Origin of the sequence: Pseudomonas sp. KK18 (assembly GCF_037094675.1) — a bacterium.
In the GTDB taxonomy this organism is placed as follows: Bacteria; Pseudomonadota; Gammaproteobacteria; order Pseudomonadales; family Pseudomonadaceae; genus Aquipseudomonas.
In genome coordinates, this window is the sequence record NZ_CP146605.1 from 464,877 (window position 1) to 478,986 (window position 14,110).

At 61.7% G+C, this 14,110-nt stretch carries 15 protein-coding genes; 4 read left to right on the top strand and 11 right to left on the bottom strand.

All coding sequences use genetic code 11. From position 1 onward, the window contains the following. The first annotated feature begins 30 nt into the window (after nt 1–30). The 4 genes from V6607_RS02065 (at nt 31) to V6607_RS02080 (ending at nt 3,666) form a co-directional block, all read left to right on the top strand. Entirely contained in the window at nt 31–834 is an 804-nt protein-coding gene (locus tag V6607_RS02065; RefSeq protein ID WP_338743036.1) for a transporter substrate-binding domain-containing protein, read from the top strand. Nucleotides 835–1,053: 219 nt separating this feature from the next. Next, nucleotides 1,054–1,851, top strand: a complete 798-nt coding sequence (locus V6607_RS02070; protein WP_003209284.1) for a transporter substrate-binding domain-containing protein — start codon at nt 1,054–1,056, stop codon at nt 1,849–1,851. Nucleotides 1,852–1,979: 128 nt separating this feature from the next. Next, the gene (locus tag V6607_RS02075; RefSeq protein ID WP_134325599.1) at nt 1,980–2,939 is read left to right on the top strand and encodes an amino acid ABC transporter permease; all 960 of its coding nucleotides are present in this window, start codon (nt 1,980–1,982) and stop codon (nt 2,937–2,939) included. Continuing rightward, nucleotides 2,932–3,666 (top strand): amino acid ABC transporter ATP-binding protein, encoded by a 735-nt coding sequence (locus tag V6607_RS02080; RefSeq protein ID WP_134325600.1) that lies wholly within the window; start codon nt 2,932–2,934, stop codon nt 3,664–3,666. Before V6607_RS02075 ends, V6607_RS02080 begins: the two co-directional genes overlap by 8 nt. A 126-nt stretch (nt 3,667–3,792) precedes the next feature. On the opposite strand, the gene V6607_RS02085 is transcribed toward V6607_RS02080, so the two are convergent. The 11 genes from V6607_RS02085 to ubiE form a co-directional block, all read right to left on the bottom strand. Beyond that, nucleotides 3,793–5,700, bottom strand: coding sequence for a methyl-accepting chemotaxis protein (locus tag V6607_RS02085; RefSeq protein WP_134325601.1), 1,908 nt, complete (start codon nt 5,698–5,700; stop codon nt 3,793–3,795). 172 nt (nt 5,701–5,872) lie between these two features. Beyond that, on the bottom strand, nt 5,873–7,789 hold the full coding sequence (locus V6607_RS02090; protein ID WP_008439275.1) for a methyl-accepting chemotaxis protein: 1,917 nt from the start codon (nt 7,787–7,789) through the stop codon (nt 5,873–5,875). Nucleotides 7,790–7,967: 178 nt separating this feature from the next. Then, nucleotides 7,968–8,675 carry a 16S rRNA (uracil(1498)-N(3))-methyltransferase gene (locus V6607_RS02095; RefSeq protein ID WP_003209293.1) on the bottom strand — a complete coding sequence of 236 codons (708 nt, stop codon included), beginning with the start codon at nt 8,673–8,675 and terminating at the stop codon, nt 7,968–7,970. Continuing rightward, the gene (gene tatC, locus V6607_RS02100) at nt 8,672–9,463 is read right to left on the bottom strand and encodes a twin-arginine translocase subunit TatC (protein WP_026078063.1); all 792 of its coding nucleotides are present in this window, start codon (nt 9,461–9,463) and stop codon (nt 8,672–8,674) included. The genes V6607_RS02095 and tatC overlap by 4 nt, the downstream gene beginning before the upstream one ends. Next, entirely contained in the window at nt 9,460–9,906 is a 447-nt protein-coding gene (tatB, locus tag V6607_RS02105) for a Sec-independent protein translocase protein TatB (RefSeq protein ID WP_134325602.1), read from the bottom strand. The genes tatC and tatB overlap by 4 nt, the downstream gene beginning before the upstream one ends. A 10-nt stretch (nt 9,907–9,916) precedes the next feature. Next, nucleotides 9,917–10,195 (bottom strand): twin-arginine translocase TatA/TatE family subunit, encoded by a 279-nt coding sequence (locus V6607_RS02110; protein ID WP_003209298.1) that lies wholly within the window; start codon nt 10,193–10,195, stop codon nt 9,917–9,919. 25 nt (nt 10,196–10,220) lie between these two features. Then, nucleotides 10,221–10,553, bottom strand: a complete 333-nt coding sequence (locus V6607_RS02115) for a phosphoribosyl-ATP diphosphatase (protein ID WP_008439273.1) — start codon at nt 10,551–10,553, stop codon at nt 10,221–10,223. 2 nt (nt 10,554–10,555) lie between these two features. Continuing rightward, nucleotides 10,556–10,948, bottom strand: a complete 393-nt coding sequence (gene hisI, locus V6607_RS02120) for a phosphoribosyl-AMP cyclohydrolase (protein ID WP_003209300.1) — start codon at nt 10,946–10,948, stop codon at nt 10,556–10,558. Between the two features lie 41 nt (nt 10,949–10,989). Beyond that, the gene (ubiB, locus tag V6607_RS02125) at nt 10,990–12,594 is read right to left on the bottom strand and encodes a ubiquinone biosynthesis regulatory protein kinase UbiB (protein WP_003209302.1); all 1,605 of its coding nucleotides are present in this window, start codon (nt 12,592–12,594) and stop codon (nt 10,990–10,992) included. After that, nucleotides 12,591–13,214 carry an SCP2 sterol-binding domain-containing protein gene (locus tag V6607_RS02130; RefSeq protein WP_003209304.1) on the bottom strand — a complete coding sequence of 208 codons (624 nt, stop codon included), beginning with the start codon at nt 13,212–13,214 and terminating at the stop codon, nt 12,591–12,593. Before V6607_RS02130 ends, ubiB begins: the two co-directional genes overlap by 4 nt. Beyond that, nucleotides 13,214–13,984: a bifunctional demethylmenaquinone methyltransferase/2-methoxy-6-polyprenyl-1,4-benzoquinol methylase UbiE gene (gene ubiE / locus V6607_RS02135; RefSeq protein ID WP_003209306.1), complete on the bottom strand. Its 771-nt coding sequence runs from the start codon at nt 13,982–13,984 to the stop codon at nt 13,214–13,216. The genes V6607_RS02130 and ubiE overlap by 1 nt, the downstream gene beginning before the upstream one ends. Nucleotides 13,985–14,110 lie beyond the last annotated feature (126 nt).

The window sequence follows — 14,110 nt, forward strand, 5'->3', positions numbered from 1 at the left end:
GGAGTGTTTAATGGAACAGGGGCTTTTTTCATGATCAAAAGGTATTTGTCGATGCTGCTGCTCGGCATCGTCACATTTTCCCACGGTTACCTGGCGCATGCCGGAGCCATAGATGAGGCCGTTCGGCGGGGGGTGTTGAAAGTCGGCACCAATCCGGCCTACGTGCCCTTTGAGATGACCGACAAGAAAGGCCGGATCGTCGGGTTTGAAATTGACCTGCTTCGGGAGATGAGCAAGGCGCTGGGGGTCAAGCTGGAGCTGGTTTCGGTACCGTATATCGACCTGATTCCCGGCCTGCTGGCCAGCCGGTTCGACCTGATCGGCAGCGGCATGACTGTCACGCAGGAGCGCAACCTGACCCTCAATTTCAGCGACTCGTTCATCATCGTCGGCCAGACCGTGCTGCTGAACCCTCGGTTGGCCGACAAGGTCCAGAGCATCGAGGACTTGAACGAGGCCGGTTACCGAATCGTGGCCGCCGAAGGCACCACAGGCGAGGCGGCGGCGAAAAGGTTTCTCGGCACTGCACGGCTGCGCAGTTTTCCAACACCTGAAGAAGGCGTGCGCCAGGTGGTGGAGGGCAAGGCCGATGCGTTTATCCATTATGCGCCGTATAACCTGATCGCCATTACCAAGCCCCAGAACAGTGCGCTGTTGGCGCTGGAGCAACCCTTCACCTACGAGCCCCTGGCGTTCGGCTTGAAAAAGGGCGATTACGACAGCCTCAACTGGATCAATCATTTCCTCAACCAGGTGGCCCAGGACGGCACCTACGATCGGCTGCATGACAAGTGGTTCAAGGACTCGGGTTGGATGGCGGAAGTGGGCTGGTAGTCATAACTGCTTACACATCAAGCAATTGGCTGGGCCGTGGGTCGAGGTGTCTAGCCATGCCTTTCTCTGCACGGTTGTGGGGCTTTTCTGTCATACCTTGGCAACAAATCCCGGCGAAACCTTTGTACCCGGCGGTGAGTGAGTTAGGATCGCACCCCGAAATGGTGCAGCCCTTTTGCGCGCCGACCTCACAAGAAAATGAGTTCAGGGGACTTGATGATGAAAAAGTATCTTTCGATGCTGCTGCTGGGCGTCACCGCACTGGTGGCGGTCAACGCGGCACATGCCGGCGCCATCGATGATGCGGTCAAGCGCGGTACGCTGAAAGTCGGCATGGACCCGACCTACATGCCGTTCCAGATGACCAACAAACGCGGTGAAATCATCGGCTTTGAAGTCGACATCCTCAAGGCCATGGCCAAGTCGATGGGCGTGAAGTTCGAGCCGATTTCCACCGGTTACGACGGCATCATCCCGGCCCTGTTGACCGACAAGTTCGACATGATCGGCAGCGGCATGACCCTGACTCAGGAACGCAACCTGCGCCTGAACTTCAGCGAACCGTTCATCGTGGTCGGCCAGACCCTGCTGATCCGCAAGGAGCTGGAGGGCACCATCAAGTCCTACAAAGACCTGAATGACGAGAAATACCGCCTGACCTCCAAGCTCGGCACCACCGGCGAGATGGTGGCCAAGAAGCTGATCTCCAAAGCCAAGTACCACGGCTATGACAACGAGCAGGAAGCTGTTCTGGACGTGGTCAACGGCAAGGCTGACGCCTTCGTCTATGACGCCCCGTACAACGTGGTGGCCGTGAACAAGGTCGGCGCCGGCAAACTGGTGTTCCTTGATCAGCCGTTCACCTTTGAACCCCTGGCGTTCGGCCTGAAGAAGGGCGACTACGACAGCATCAACTTCATCAACAACTTCCTGCACCAGATCCGCAACGACGGCACCTACGATCGCATCCATGACAAGTGGTTCAAGAGCTCTGAGTGGCTCAAGGACATGGAATAAGGTTGGCTTAATACCGAGTCGAGCCCTTCGCGAGCAAGCCCGCTCCCACATTAGATCGCGGTCGAAATGTGGGAGCGGGCTTGCTCGCGAATAGGGCCTGCCAGGCGATACACATCCCGGAACCTGAAATGAAACAGAAAAAAGCCCAATGGCCCTGGCACCTGCTGACGGTGCTGGTGCTGGTCGGCCTGGCCGGCGCGTTGTATTACGCCACCTCGCTGATGTCCTACGAATGGCGCTGGAACCGCGTGCCGCAGTACTTCGTCTACCAGGCCGAAGAATCCCAGCGTGCGTTGGACATTTCCACCGTCAGCGAGCTGGTGCGCAAGGGCGATGTGGCTGACGTCACCCTGCGTAATGACGAGGGCGACGAACAGCACCTGACCGTGGCCGAGAACAGCCTGCAAGTGGCCAAGGGCGATGACGTGGCCGAGGGCGATGTGGTCGGCGTCACCCGGCATTGGGCTGCAGGCCCTCTGCTGTGGGGCTTGTGGACTACGTTGTGGCTATCGGTGGTGTCCGGGGTGCTGGGACTGTTGATCGGCCTGGCTACCGGATTGTGTCGCCTGTCGAACAACCCAACTTTACGCGATCTGTCGACGATCTACGTCGAACTGGTGCGCGGTACGCCGTTGTTGGTGCAGATCTTTATTTTCTATTTCTTTATCGGCACGGTGCTCAACCTGTCCCGGGAATTCGCCGGGATCGCCGCGCTTTCGCTGTTTACCGGTGCCTATGTGGCGGAAATCATCCGCGCCGGCGTGCAGTCGATTGCCCGTGGGCAGAATGAGGCGGCACGTTCCCTGGGGCTCAGTGCCGGTCAGTCGATGCGCCACGTGGTGTTGCCGCAAGCCTTCAAGCGCGTGCTGCCGCCCCTGGCCGGGCAATTTATCAGCCTGGTCAAGGACACGTCCCTGGTGTCGGTGATCGCGATTACCGAGCTGCTCAAAAGCGGCCGCGAGGTCATCACCACCTCGTTCTCGCCATTCGAAATCCTGTTCTGCGTCGCAGGCCTGTACCTGCTGATCAACCTGCCGCTGTCGAAAATCGCCAGCCGGCTTGAGCGGAGGCTCGCGCAAAGTGATTGAAGTCCGCGATCTGGTAAAAGTCTTCGACACCCGTGGCCACGTCGTGCGCGCGGTGGATAACGTGACCACGCAGGTGGCCAGGGGTGAAGTGCTGGTGGTGATCGGCCCGTCCGGTTCCGGCAAGTCGACGTTCCTGCGCTGCCTTAACGGCCTGGAGGAATTCGATTCCGGCTCGGTAAGCATCGACGGCCTGCAACTGGCAGACCCGAAAACCGACGTGAACGCCTACCGCCGTGAAGTCGGCATGGTGTTCCAGCACTTCAACCTGTTCCCCCACATGACCGTGCTGGAAAACCTCTGCCTGGCGCAAAAAGTCGTGCGCAAGCGCGGCAAGAAAGAGCGCGAGGCCAAGGCCCTGGCGCTCTTGGAAAAAGTCGGCATTGCTCAGAAAGCCAACGAGTTCCCGTCGCGGCTTTCCGGTGGCCAGCAGCAGCGCGTCGCGATTGCCCGCGCGCTGGCGATGGAGCCCAAGGTGATGCTGTTTGACGAGCCCACCTCGGCCCTGGACCCGGAAATGGTTGGCGAGGTGCTGGACGTGATGAAGACCCTGGCCCTGGAAGGCATGACCATGGTCTGCGTCACCCATGAAATGGGCTTTGCCCGGGAAGTGGCTGATCGCGTGCTGTTCTTCGATCACGGCAAACTGTTGGAGGACGCCGCCCCGGCGCAATTCTTCGATGCGCCGAAGGACCCTCGCGCCCAAGCCTTCCTGCGCCAGGTTCTATAAATGCGTGGGAATGCTTCTTGTGGCGAGGGAGCTTGCTCCCGCTGGGCTGCGTAGCGGCTCCCAAAAAAGATAGGAGCGCTGCGCACTCCAGCGGGAGCAAGCTCCCTCGCCACAGGTTGGGTTTTTTCAGACCTTGAACTTGCCCACCCACACCTGCAAATCCGCCCCCAGGCGCGCCAGTTCGACACTGGCCGCCGCAGTGTCCTGACTCGCGGCCCAGGTCTGTTCCGATACATCCTTGACCTTCAGCACGCTGCGGTTGATCTCCTCGGCGACCGCGGTTTGTTCCTCGGCGGCAGCGGCAATCTGCGGGTTCATCTCCTGGATCACCGACACGGTACGGGTGATGCCAGCCAGCGCCTCTCCTGCGCGACGGGTCAGTTGCACGCTGTTGTCGGTGAGGCTGCGACTGTTGTCCATGATGTCGGCCACCTGCTGCGTGCCCCGGTGCAGACCGCTGATCAACTCCTCGATTTCCTCGGCCGACTGCTGGGTGCGTTGTGCCAGGCTGCGCACTTCATCTGCGACCACGGCAAACCCCCTGCCGGCTTCGCCTGCGCGGGCCGCCTCGATCGCGGCGTTGAGGGCCAGCAAGTTGGTCTGTTCCGATACCGACTTGATCACCTCCAGCACGCTGCCGATCTTCCGGCTTTCCTGTTGCAGGCCTTGCATGGCCTGGCTTGAACGCGCCATCTCCTGAGCCAGGTGCTCGATGTGGGTAATGGCCTCAGCCACCACCTGATCGCCCTGGCCCGCCTGCCGGTCGGCCTCGGCAGCAGCCAGCGACGCTTGCTCGGCATGGCGCGCAACTTCCTGGGAGGTGGCGAGCATCTCGTTCATGGCGGTGGCCACCTGTTCGGTTTCCTGCTTCTGGCCGTCGACCCCGTCGCGGGTTTGCTCGGTGACCGCCGAGAGTTGCTCGGCGGCGCTGGCGATCTGCTGGGCGCTGTCGCCGATGCCGCTGATCAAGCCCCGCAGGTTGAGGGTCATTTGCCCGATGCTGCGCTGCAACTGCCCCAGTTCATCCTGGCGCGAGGCCTGGATGTCGTGGCTCAGGTCACCTTCGGCAATCCGGTTGGCCACGGACAGGGCCTGGCGCAGCGGCGCGACGATCTGGCCGGCGATCAACCAGGCGGCCACGACGCCGAGCAACAGCGCCGCTGCAGTAACGTTGAGCAGCAGGGTGCGGGCGAGGCTGGCTTCGTTGTCACGCTTGGCGGTCTGGTCCTGGCTCAGCAGGTCGCTTTCCGTGAGCAACTGATCCAGCCACTGTTCAAGCTGGTTCTGGGTGGTTTCGGCGCTGAGTTGGGCGTCCTTGAGGCGTGTCAGGTGAGTCCGAAAGTCGAGCAGGACTTTTTTCAGGGCGCTGGCGTCAACCGGCAGCGCGCCTACCGCCGCCTGGGCGCCATCCAGGGCCAGTAGCGCATCACCCACGCCCTTGGCGTAGGCGTCCAATGACGCAGCGGCCCAGGCGGGGCTCTGGGCGCGGTCTTCGGCTTGTTCCAGGGCCTGGCGCAATTGTTCCACGGCATCGAGGGCCTTTTCATCGTCTTGATTGGGCAGGTTGCTCGACAGTTCAGAGAGGCTGTCACTGCTCTGGACTGAGCTGCGCTTGAGCTGTTCACGGGCGTTTTCACGTTGCTTGATCAGCCCCTCCAGGCCGCTTAAGGCGGTCTTGAAACTGGTGACGAAGCGTCGGCTTTCCTGCAGCTGTTGTTGGTTGACCGGGTCGGTAAATCGCGGGGAAAGATCCACCAGGAACTGGTCGATCTTGTCCATGTGCAGCTCTATTTTGGACAGGCTGGCCGGGTCGTTCAGGGTGCGATAGACGATGCGATCAGCGCGCAACTCTTCGCCGACGACTGCCAATTGCGAGAGCAGCGTGAGTTTTTGGGAGCGCTCGAGGGATGCGCTCAAGGCTTGCCAACCGGTAGAGGCGATGATCAGGCTGAGGCTGAGCACCAGGCCAAAGCCCAGGGCAAGTTTGAGGCTGATGCTGATGTTTCCGAGCAGGCGGGTCAGTGGACGAAACATGGTGAACCTCCAACGAATCAAAAGGAGCGTCTCAAGCGTCCGGCCAACAATGGTCAGGGGAGTTGAAACGCTACTTTTATTCGGCGCCAGGTGTGTGATCCACGACCTGAAAAACGCGTAGGAAATTTCACATATTGTCGGAGCGGCGGCCCTGATGGCCGCCGGAAGCGGGTCAGACCTTGAAGCGACCTACCAGGCTTTGCAGGTAAACCCCCAGGCGCGCCAGCTCGGCACTGGAAGCCGCAGTTTCTTCGCTGGCCGCCGAGGTTTGTTCGGAAACGTCCCGCACGTTGAGCACGCTGCGGTTGATCTCTTCGGCCACGGCGCTTTGCTGCTCGGCGGCGGTGGCGATCTGCTGGTTCATCGCCTGGATCGCCGAGACGGTACGGGTGATGTTTTCCAGGGCATTGCCGGCCCGACGGGTCAGCTCGACGCTGCTGTCGGTCAGGCCGCGACTGTTGTCCATGATGGTTGCCACCTGCTGGGTGCCGCTTTGCAGGCCGACGATCAACTCTTCGATTTCCTCGGTGGACTTCTGCGTCCGCTGGGCAAGGCTGCGCACTTCATCGGCAACCACCGCAAAACCGCGTCCGGCTTCACCGGCGCGCGCCGCTTCAATCGCTGCGTTAAGGGCCAGCAGGTTGGTTTGCTGGGCCACCGACTTGATGACGTCCAGCACACTGCCGATCTTGTCGCTCTCACGCTTGAGATGGCCCATGGCTTCGGTGGAGTTGCCCACCTCGCTGGCCAGGCGCTCGATCTGGGCGATGGCCTCACCGACCACCTTGTCGCCTTCACGGGCCTGCTGGTCGGCGGCTACGGCGGCTTCCGAGGCTTCTTCAGCGTTACGGGCGACTTCCTGCACGGTAGCGGCCATTTCGTTCATGGCGGTGGCCACCTGGTCGGTCTCGACCTTCTGGCTGTTGACCCCGGCGCTGGTCTGCTCGGTAACGGCCGATAGCTGCTCGGCGGCACTGGCGATCTGGGTAACGCCGTCGCTGATACCGCCAATCAGCTCCCGCAGGCCCACGGTCATGCTTTGCATCGACCGTTGCAGCTGCCCCAGTTCATCCTGGCGCAGGGAGATCAGGTTGTGGCTCAGGTCGCCGGACGCCACGCGCTCGGCGACTTTGAGGGTCTGGTTCAGTGGAATCACGATCTGCCGGGTAATGGCCCAGGCGGCGAGTACACCAAACGCCAGCGCGAGGGCGGTGGCCAGTAACAGCAGGTTCTTGGCGTGGGCGGCATCGGTATCACGCACCACGGTTTGCGAAGTGGTGAGTTTGTTACTGCGATCGAGCAGGATATCGCCCTGCTCGCCCATGATTTTCATCGCGGCGGCACTGGCCACCTGGGAGTCGCGGTACTGGCTCACGGCGGCGCGGTAGGCCTGCAGCGAGGCGCTGGCCTCTTGCAGGTTGGCCCGGTATTGCTCGGGTAACTGGTCGTTGAGGTCGGTGATTTTCTTCAGGGCGTTGTCGATGGCATCCAGCGCCGGCTGTTCGGCCTCGACCTTGCCGCTGTAGGTGTAGCCGCGCACCTGGAAGCGCGCTTGCTGGATCAGTTTGCTCAGGTCGACCACGCTGTTGAACAGGGTGACGCTGTCGCCTTGCAGCAGGGATTTTTCCACTTCGTTGATTTTTGCGACGGCGTTGTCGGCGGTATCGCCCAGTTTGCTGCGGGCGCCTTCACGCTTGAGGCCGGCCTGCACCATGGCGCCGAAGGCTTTTTTGTATTGGCCCAAGGCATCCTGTTGCTGCTCTACCACGAGCTTGTCGTCGGGTTGCTCGATCAGGTCTGCGGCGGTTTTCAGGCCACTGTCCAGCTGGGTGATCAGGTCGTTGACCGCGCTGGTGCCTTGTTCGCCGCGGCGCATTTCGAAGTCCAGTCGCGCCAGGCGCAGGTCCTTGGTCAGCCCGTTGAGGCTGGAGATGTAGCCCAGCTTGTCGCCACGGCTGATCACGCCGCTGAGGCCGGTCCAGCCGGTGAAGGTGATCAATAGGGTCAAGACCAATACCAGGCCGAAGCCTATGCTCAGCTTGCGGTTGACGCTGACATTCCCCAGTTTCTCGGCTAACCAACGATACATGCTGCGAACTCCCCTGGAACAAGGCTTGGACTTATTCAGAGCGTATCGGCAGATTCGGATGTTTCTGTAGGAGCGAGCTTGCTCGCGAAGGTCGTCAACGATAACGCGGGCATTCTGAGTGAGCGCGGTGTCCTTGAGTTTTTCGCGAGCAAGCTCGCTCCTACAGGAGAGGGCGGTGTTAGAAAAGGCGGGCGAGCAATGCGGTGACGGCGGTTTCGACTCTCAGGATGCGCGCGCCGAGTTGCACCGGCTGCAACCCGGCCTTGGCCAACAGGTCCACCTCGTAGGGAATCCAGCCGCCTTCCGGCCCGATGGCCAGGGTGACCGGCTCATCCAGCCCGCGAGGGCAGGGCGGATAGTCGCCGGGGTGACCAATCAGGCCGAGGGTGCCTTGCGCCATGGCGGGCAGGCGGTCTTCGACGAATGGCTTGAAGCGCTTTTCGATCACGATCTCGGGCAGCACCGTGTCCCGGGCCTGTTCCAGGCCGAGGATCAATTGCTCGCGAATCGCTTCCGGCTCCAGGAACGGCGTCTGCCAGAAGCTCTTTTCCACGCGATAGCTGTTCACCAGCACCACCCGCGGCACGCCCATGGATGCAACGGTTTGCAGCACCCGGCGGAGCATTTTCGGACGGGGCAGGGCCAGCAGCAGGGTCAGGGGCAGTTTGGCCGGCGGCGGCTGGTCGAAGGTCACTTCCAGCTCGGCTTCCCGGGCTTCCAGGCGCAGCAACTGCGCGTTGCCCATCAAACCGCCAATGCGTCCGACCCGCAGGCTGTCGCCTACGGCGGCACGGTGGACTTCCTGCATATGCACCAGGCGCCGATCACGCAGCACCACCCGGTCGGCCGCGATAAAGTCGGCCTCCTCAAGCAGCAGCAGGTTCACGGCTGGGTCGCTGGCGGCTGGTCGTCATCGGCGGGTTGGTCATCGGGGTGATCGCCACGCTTGCTCACCAGGCTGCCAAACAGGATGCCAATCTCGAACAGCATCCACATGGGTACGGCCAGCAGGGTCTGGGAGAAGATGTCCGGCGGGGTCAGGATCATGCCGACCACGAAGCAGCCGATGATCACGTACGGGCGGATCTTCTTCAGGTATTTGACGTCGACCACGCCGATCCACACCAGCAGCACCACGGCCACCGGGATTTCGAAGGCCACGCCGAAGGCGAAGAACAGCGTCATCACGAAGTCGAGGTAGCTGGTGATGTCGGTCATCATTTCCACACCGGCCGGGGTGGCGGCGGCGAAGAACTTGAAGATCAGCGGGAACACCAGGAAGTAGGCAAAAGCCATCCCGGTATAGAACAGCAGGATGCTCGACACCAGCAGCGGCACGGCGATGCGTTTTTCATGCTTGTACAGGCCCGGCGCGATAAAGCCCCAGATCTGATGCAGGATCACCGGGATCGCCAGGAACAGCGAAACCATCATCGTCAGCTTCAACGGCGTGAGGAACGGTGACGACACGTCGGTGGCGATCATCGTCGCGCCAGCCGGCAAGTAGTCGCGCAGCGGCGTGGAGACGAAGGTGTAGATCTGCTGGGTGAAGGCAAACAGCCCGGCAAAGATGATGAAGATCGCCGCGACACAGCGCAGCAGGCGGGTGCGCAACTCGGTGAGGTGCGAGACCAGTGGCATGTGCTGGTCGGTTTCCGGTTTATCAGCGCTCATGGGGCTCGCGGCGGCAATGTAGGGTCGTGGGGCGCGGGCGACACGGCAGGTGTCGGCGCGGGTTCGGTCGGGGTCACGGGCACAGTGGGCGCAGGCTCGACGGCGTGCACGGGTTCAGCGACCGGTGCAGGCGCGGGTGCGGCGGGCGGAGCAATCGAATGCTCGGCCACAGGCTCGACCGGCTTGGGCGTTTCCTGCACCGGCGAGAGAATCTTCCGTGCCTCCTGCTCCAACGACAGAATGTGTTCGTTGTGCAGTTGCCGGCGAATCTCGTCGGCGCCGATTTCCCGTTCAACTTCCTGTTTGATCGCGTTGAAACTGCGTTTCAGGCGCCCGATCCACAGGCCGGCCGTGCGCGCGGCACCGGGCAGGCGTTCCGGCCCCAGTACCAGCAGGGCCACGAGGCCGACGAGCAGCAGTTCAGAGAAGCTGATACCAAACATTATTCAGTACTCACGAGTCTTTTTGGTTCTGCTCTTTGACGTGCTCGGCCTGCACGTCGAAGGTGCGACGTTCAGTGATCGGCTGAGTGGCCTGCGGGTGTACAGGCTGCGCCGGTGGCACCGGATTGACGGCCGGGTCGGCAGGCTTTTCGTCGTCGTTCATGGCCTTGCGAAAGCCCTTGATCGATTCACCGACGTCGGTGCCGAGGTTTTTCAGTTTCTTGGTGCCGAACACCAGCACAACGACCACAAGAATGACGATCCAGTGTTTCCAGTCAAAAATGCCCATGCTGCAATTCCTCTGTAAAAGTTGGTCAGACGGACGGGCGCGAGGCCTTTTCGGCATGCCCGGACAAGCCGAAGCGACGGTCCAGTTCATCAAGCACTGCCTGTGGATGCTGCCCCAGTTGGGCGAGCATGACCAGACTGTGGAACCACAAGTCGGCAGTTTCGTAGATCACGTCGCTGCAGTCGCCGCTGATTTGCGCGTCCTTGGCCGCAATAATCGTCTCGACGGATTCTTCGCCGAGTTTTTCCAGGATCTTGTTAAGACCCTTGTGGTACAGGCTGGCGACGTAGGAGCTGTCGGCGTCCGCGCCTTTGCGGTCTTCCAGCACCTGGGCCACACGGTTGAGGGTATCGCTCATGTTCAGTGTCCTGCCGAATAGATAGCGTGCGGGTCTTTGAGCACGGGCTCGACGGTCTTCCACTCGCCGTTCTGGAACACGCGGTAGAAGCAGCTGTGACGGCCGGTGTGACAGGCGATATCGCCGATCTGCTCGACCTTGAGGATCACCACATCGGCATCGCAGTCGATGCGCATCTCATGCAGGGTTTGCACGTGCCCGGACTCTTCGCCCTTGCGCCACAGTTTGCCACGGGAACGTGACCAGTAGATGGCGCGGTTCTCGGCGGCGGTCAGGCTCAGGGCCTCGCGGTTCATCCAGGCCATCATCAGCACGCGCCCGGTCTTGTAGTCCTGGGCAATGGCCGGCACCAGGCCGTCACTGTCCCACTTGATCTCGTCCAGCCAGTCTTTCATTTTCGGCTCCGGCAATTTGCGACAGTGTATAACCGGATTGGCTATCGACGCACGATCAGATACACGCCCACCGCGACCATGATGCCGGCCGGCCAGTGGCCCAGTTCGTTCAGCGGCCCGCCGGCGGCCAGTATCGTACCGCCCACCAGGTGCGCGGCACCCAGCAGGCGCAGGAACCAGTCGTCCTTGCGCTTGTGCCACGGCGGTGCGGGGTCCTTGGCGTGGGGCTGGGACATGCGCTCCAGCAGGTCGCGGGTCATGTTGGCCAGGTGCGGCAGTTGCTCGACCTGGCTTTGCAGGTTGCCCAGCAGGGTTTTCGGGCTGATACGGTCCCGCATCCAGCGCTCGAGGAACGGCTGGGCGGTGTTCCACAGGTCGAGGTCCGGGTACAGCTGGCGGCCCAGGCCTTCGATGTTCAGCAGGGTCTTTTGCAACAGTACCAACTGCGGCTGCACTTCCATATTGAAGCGCCGCGCCGTCTGGAACAGACGCATCAGCACCTGACCGAAGGAAATATCCTTTAACGGTTTTTCAAAGATCGGCTCGCACACAGTGCGGATCGCCGCTTCGAATTCGTTGAGCTTGGTCTCAGCCGGCACCCAGCCCGAATCGATGTGCAACTGCGCCACGCGGCGGTAATCACGCTTGAAGAAAGCGAACAGGTTGCGCGCCAGGTAATCCTGGTCTTCCGGGGTCAGGCTGCCGACGATGCCGCAGTCGATCGCAATGTACTGCGGGCTCCACGGGTTCACGGTGCTGACGAAGATGTTGCCGGGGTGCATGTCGGCATGGAAGAAGCTGTCGCGGAATACCTGGGTGAAGAAAATTTCCACGCCGCGCTCGGCAAGCATCTTCATGTCGGTGCGCTGGTCGGCCAGGGTCGCGAGGTCGGTGACCTGCACGCCGTAGATGCGCTCCATGACCAGCACTTTCGGGCGGCACCAGTCCCAATAGACTTGCGGCACGTACAGCAGCTGCGAGCCTTCGAAGTTGCGCTTGAGCTGGCTGGCGTTGGCCGCTTCGCGCAGCAGGTCGAGTTCGTCGTAGATGGTTTTTTCGTAGTCCAGCACCACGTCTACCGGGTGCAGCAGGCGTGCATCGGCAGAAAAGCGCTCGGCGGCGCGGGCAAGGATGAACAGCCACGCCAGGTCCTGGCCGATGATCGGCTTGAGGCCCGGGCGGATCACCTTCACCACCACTTCTTCGCCGCTTTTCAGTTGCGCGGCATGCACCTGGGCCACCGAGGCTGAAGCCAATGGCGCGATGTCGAAGCGGCTGAAGACTTCGCTGATCTTCTTGCCCAGTTGCTCTTCAATCAGCGTGACTGCCAGTTGCGAGTCGAACGGCGGCACGCGGTCCTGCAACAGCATCAGTTCGTCGGCGATGTCTTCGGGCAACAGGTCGCGGCGGGTGGAGAGGATCTGCCCGAACTTGATGAAGATCGGCCCCAGGTCCTGCAACGCCAGGCGCAGGCGCGCGCCACGGCTCAGCTCGAGGGTCTTGCGCGGGAACCAGCGCCACGGCAGCACATAGCGCACCGCCAGCAGAAACCACGGCAGCGGCAGGGCGAACAGCAGGTCATCGAGGCGGTAGCGGATTACGACGCGCTGGATACGAAACAAACGGCGGACGGCGAGCAGCTTCATGCGTTATCGCTTGAATCAAGGGAGCGGCTCAGGCGCTCGAAGCGCGCCTCAAGTCGTTCCAGGTCGAGTTTGGCCTGGTCGAGTTCGCGAAAGCGCGCTTCCGCTTCCCGTTGTCCGACCAGGGTGCGCGATTCTTCGCTCAGGTATTCGGCGAGGTTCTGGTTCAGGCTGGCGAAACCCTGCTGGTACCAGCGCGTGCGGCTGCGCAGGTGACCGCTGATCAGTTGGGTGGCCACCGGGCCGAGCCAGCGTGACAGCTCGTATTCCCAGTCCAGTTCCAGGTCTTGCAGCACGGCGGCCAGGTCCATCAGCACCGCGCTGTCGCCTTCAAGTTCCACGTCCGGGCCGTGGAGGATCGCCGTCTTGTCCCGGCTCAGGGCCAGGCGCAGCAGGCTTGAGCCGGAAGCACGCAGGGTGCAGTCGGCGTCGGCGGCCCAGTGGGACGCCAGCAACAGGCCTTCATCGCTGGGCAGGATAAACAGCTGCAAGGCGGGGCTGGTGCAGTCGACGGCGATGATCCTGCCGTTCAGGTGCGCCAGCCGTGCCAGGGCGGTGCTGTCCAGGCGCAGTACACGGTTGAGGCCGTGTTCGACGCTGGCGAGAAGGCCTGCGAACAGCATCAGGGCTTGATGCCGCGGTGCAGGGCGACGATGCCCGAGGTCATGTTGTGGTAGGTCACGCGGTCGAAACCGGCCTCTACCATCATCGACTTCAGGGTTTCCTGGTTCGGGTGCATGCGGATCGATTCGGCCAGGTAGCGGTAGCTTTCGGCGTCATTGGTGATCAGCTTGCCCATCAACGGCATGAAGGCGAACGAGTAGGTGTCGTAGACCTTGGACATCAGTGCGTTGGTCGGCTTGGAGAACTCCAGCACCAGCAGGCGACCGCCGGGCTTGAGTACGCGCAGCATCGAGCGCAGTGCGTCTTCCTTGTGGGTCACGTTACGCAGGCCGAAGGCGATGGTCACGCAGTCGAAGTGGTTGTCCGGGAACGGCAGCTTTTCAGCGTCGGCCTGGACGAACTCGATATTGCCCGCCACACCTTTGTCCAGCAGGCGATCACGACCGACCTTGAGCATCGAGCCGTTGATGTCGGCCAGTACCACCTGCCCGGTGGGGCCCACCAGCTTGGAGAACTTGGCGGCCAGGTCGCCCGTGCCGCCTGCGATATCCAGCACACGGTTGCCGGTGCGTACACCCGACAACTCAATGGTGAAGCGCTTCCACAGGCGGTGCATGCCGCCGGAGAGCACGTCGTTCATCAAGTCGTACTTAGCGGCGACCGAGTGAAACACCTCGGCGACTTTTTCCGCTTTCTGGCTTTCCGGGACGTTCTTGAAGCCGAAGTGAGTGGTGGGTTCGGCATCGCTGCCTTTGCGCTGATCAGTCATATCGCTGTCACCAAAAGAGAATGGGGGCATTCTAATCCCCAAGGCATGCTTTGTCTTGGCAAGGCTGAAGGTAAGATAGGTGGTCACCGAGACCTTTTGCCGCATGGCGGGTCGACAAGTCTCTAT

Bases quoted from the DNA above. Each gene is read 5' to 3' on its own strand.
- V6607_RS02065 (WP_338743036.1), top strand. From the start codon at position 31: ATGATCAAAAGGTATTTGTCGATGCTGCTGCTCGGCATCGTCACATTT.
- V6607_RS02070 (WP_003209284.1), top strand. From the start codon at position 1,054: ATGAAAAAGTATCTTTCGATGCTGCTGCTGGGCGTCACCGCACTGGTG.
- V6607_RS02075 (WP_134325599.1), top strand. From the start codon at position 1,980: ATGAAACAGAAAAAAGCCCAATGGCCCTGGCACCTGCTGACGGTGCTG.
- V6607_RS02085 (WP_134325601.1), bottom strand. From the start codon at position 5,700: ATGTTTCGTCCACTGACCCGCCTGCTCGGAAACATCAGCATCAGCCTC.
- V6607_RS02090 (WP_008439275.1), bottom strand. From the start codon at position 7,789: ATGTATCGTTGGTTAGCCGAGAAACTGGGGAATGTCAGCGTCAACCGC.
- tatC (WP_026078063.1), bottom strand. From the start codon at position 9,463: ATGAGCGCTGATAAACCGGAAACCGACCAGCACATGCCACTGGTCTCG.
- tatB (WP_134325602.1), bottom strand. From the start codon at position 9,906: ATGTTTGGTATCAGCTTCTCTGAACTGCTGCTCGTCGGCCTCGTGGCC.
- V6607_RS02110 (WP_003209298.1), bottom strand. From the start codon at position 10,195: ATGGGCATTTTTGACTGGAAACACTGGATCGTCATTCTTGTGGTCGTT.
- V6607_RS02115 (WP_008439273.1), bottom strand. From the start codon at position 10,553: ATGAGCGATACCCTCAACCGTGTGGCCCAGGTGCTGGAAGACCGCAAA.
- hisI (WP_003209300.1), bottom strand. From the start codon at position 10,948: ATGAAAGACTGGCTGGACGAGATCAAGTGGGACAGTGACGGCCTGGTG.
- ubiB (WP_003209302.1), bottom strand. From the start codon at position 12,594: ATGAAGCTGCTCGCCGTCCGCCGTTTGTTTCGTATCCAGCGCGTCGTA.
- V6607_RS02130 (WP_003209304.1), bottom strand. From the start codon at position 13,214: ATGCTGTTCGCAGGCCTTCTCGCCAGCGTCGAACACGGCCTCAACCGT.
- ubiE (WP_003209306.1), bottom strand. From the start codon at position 13,984: ATGACTGATCAGCGCAAAGGCAGCGATGCCGAACCCACCACTCACTTC.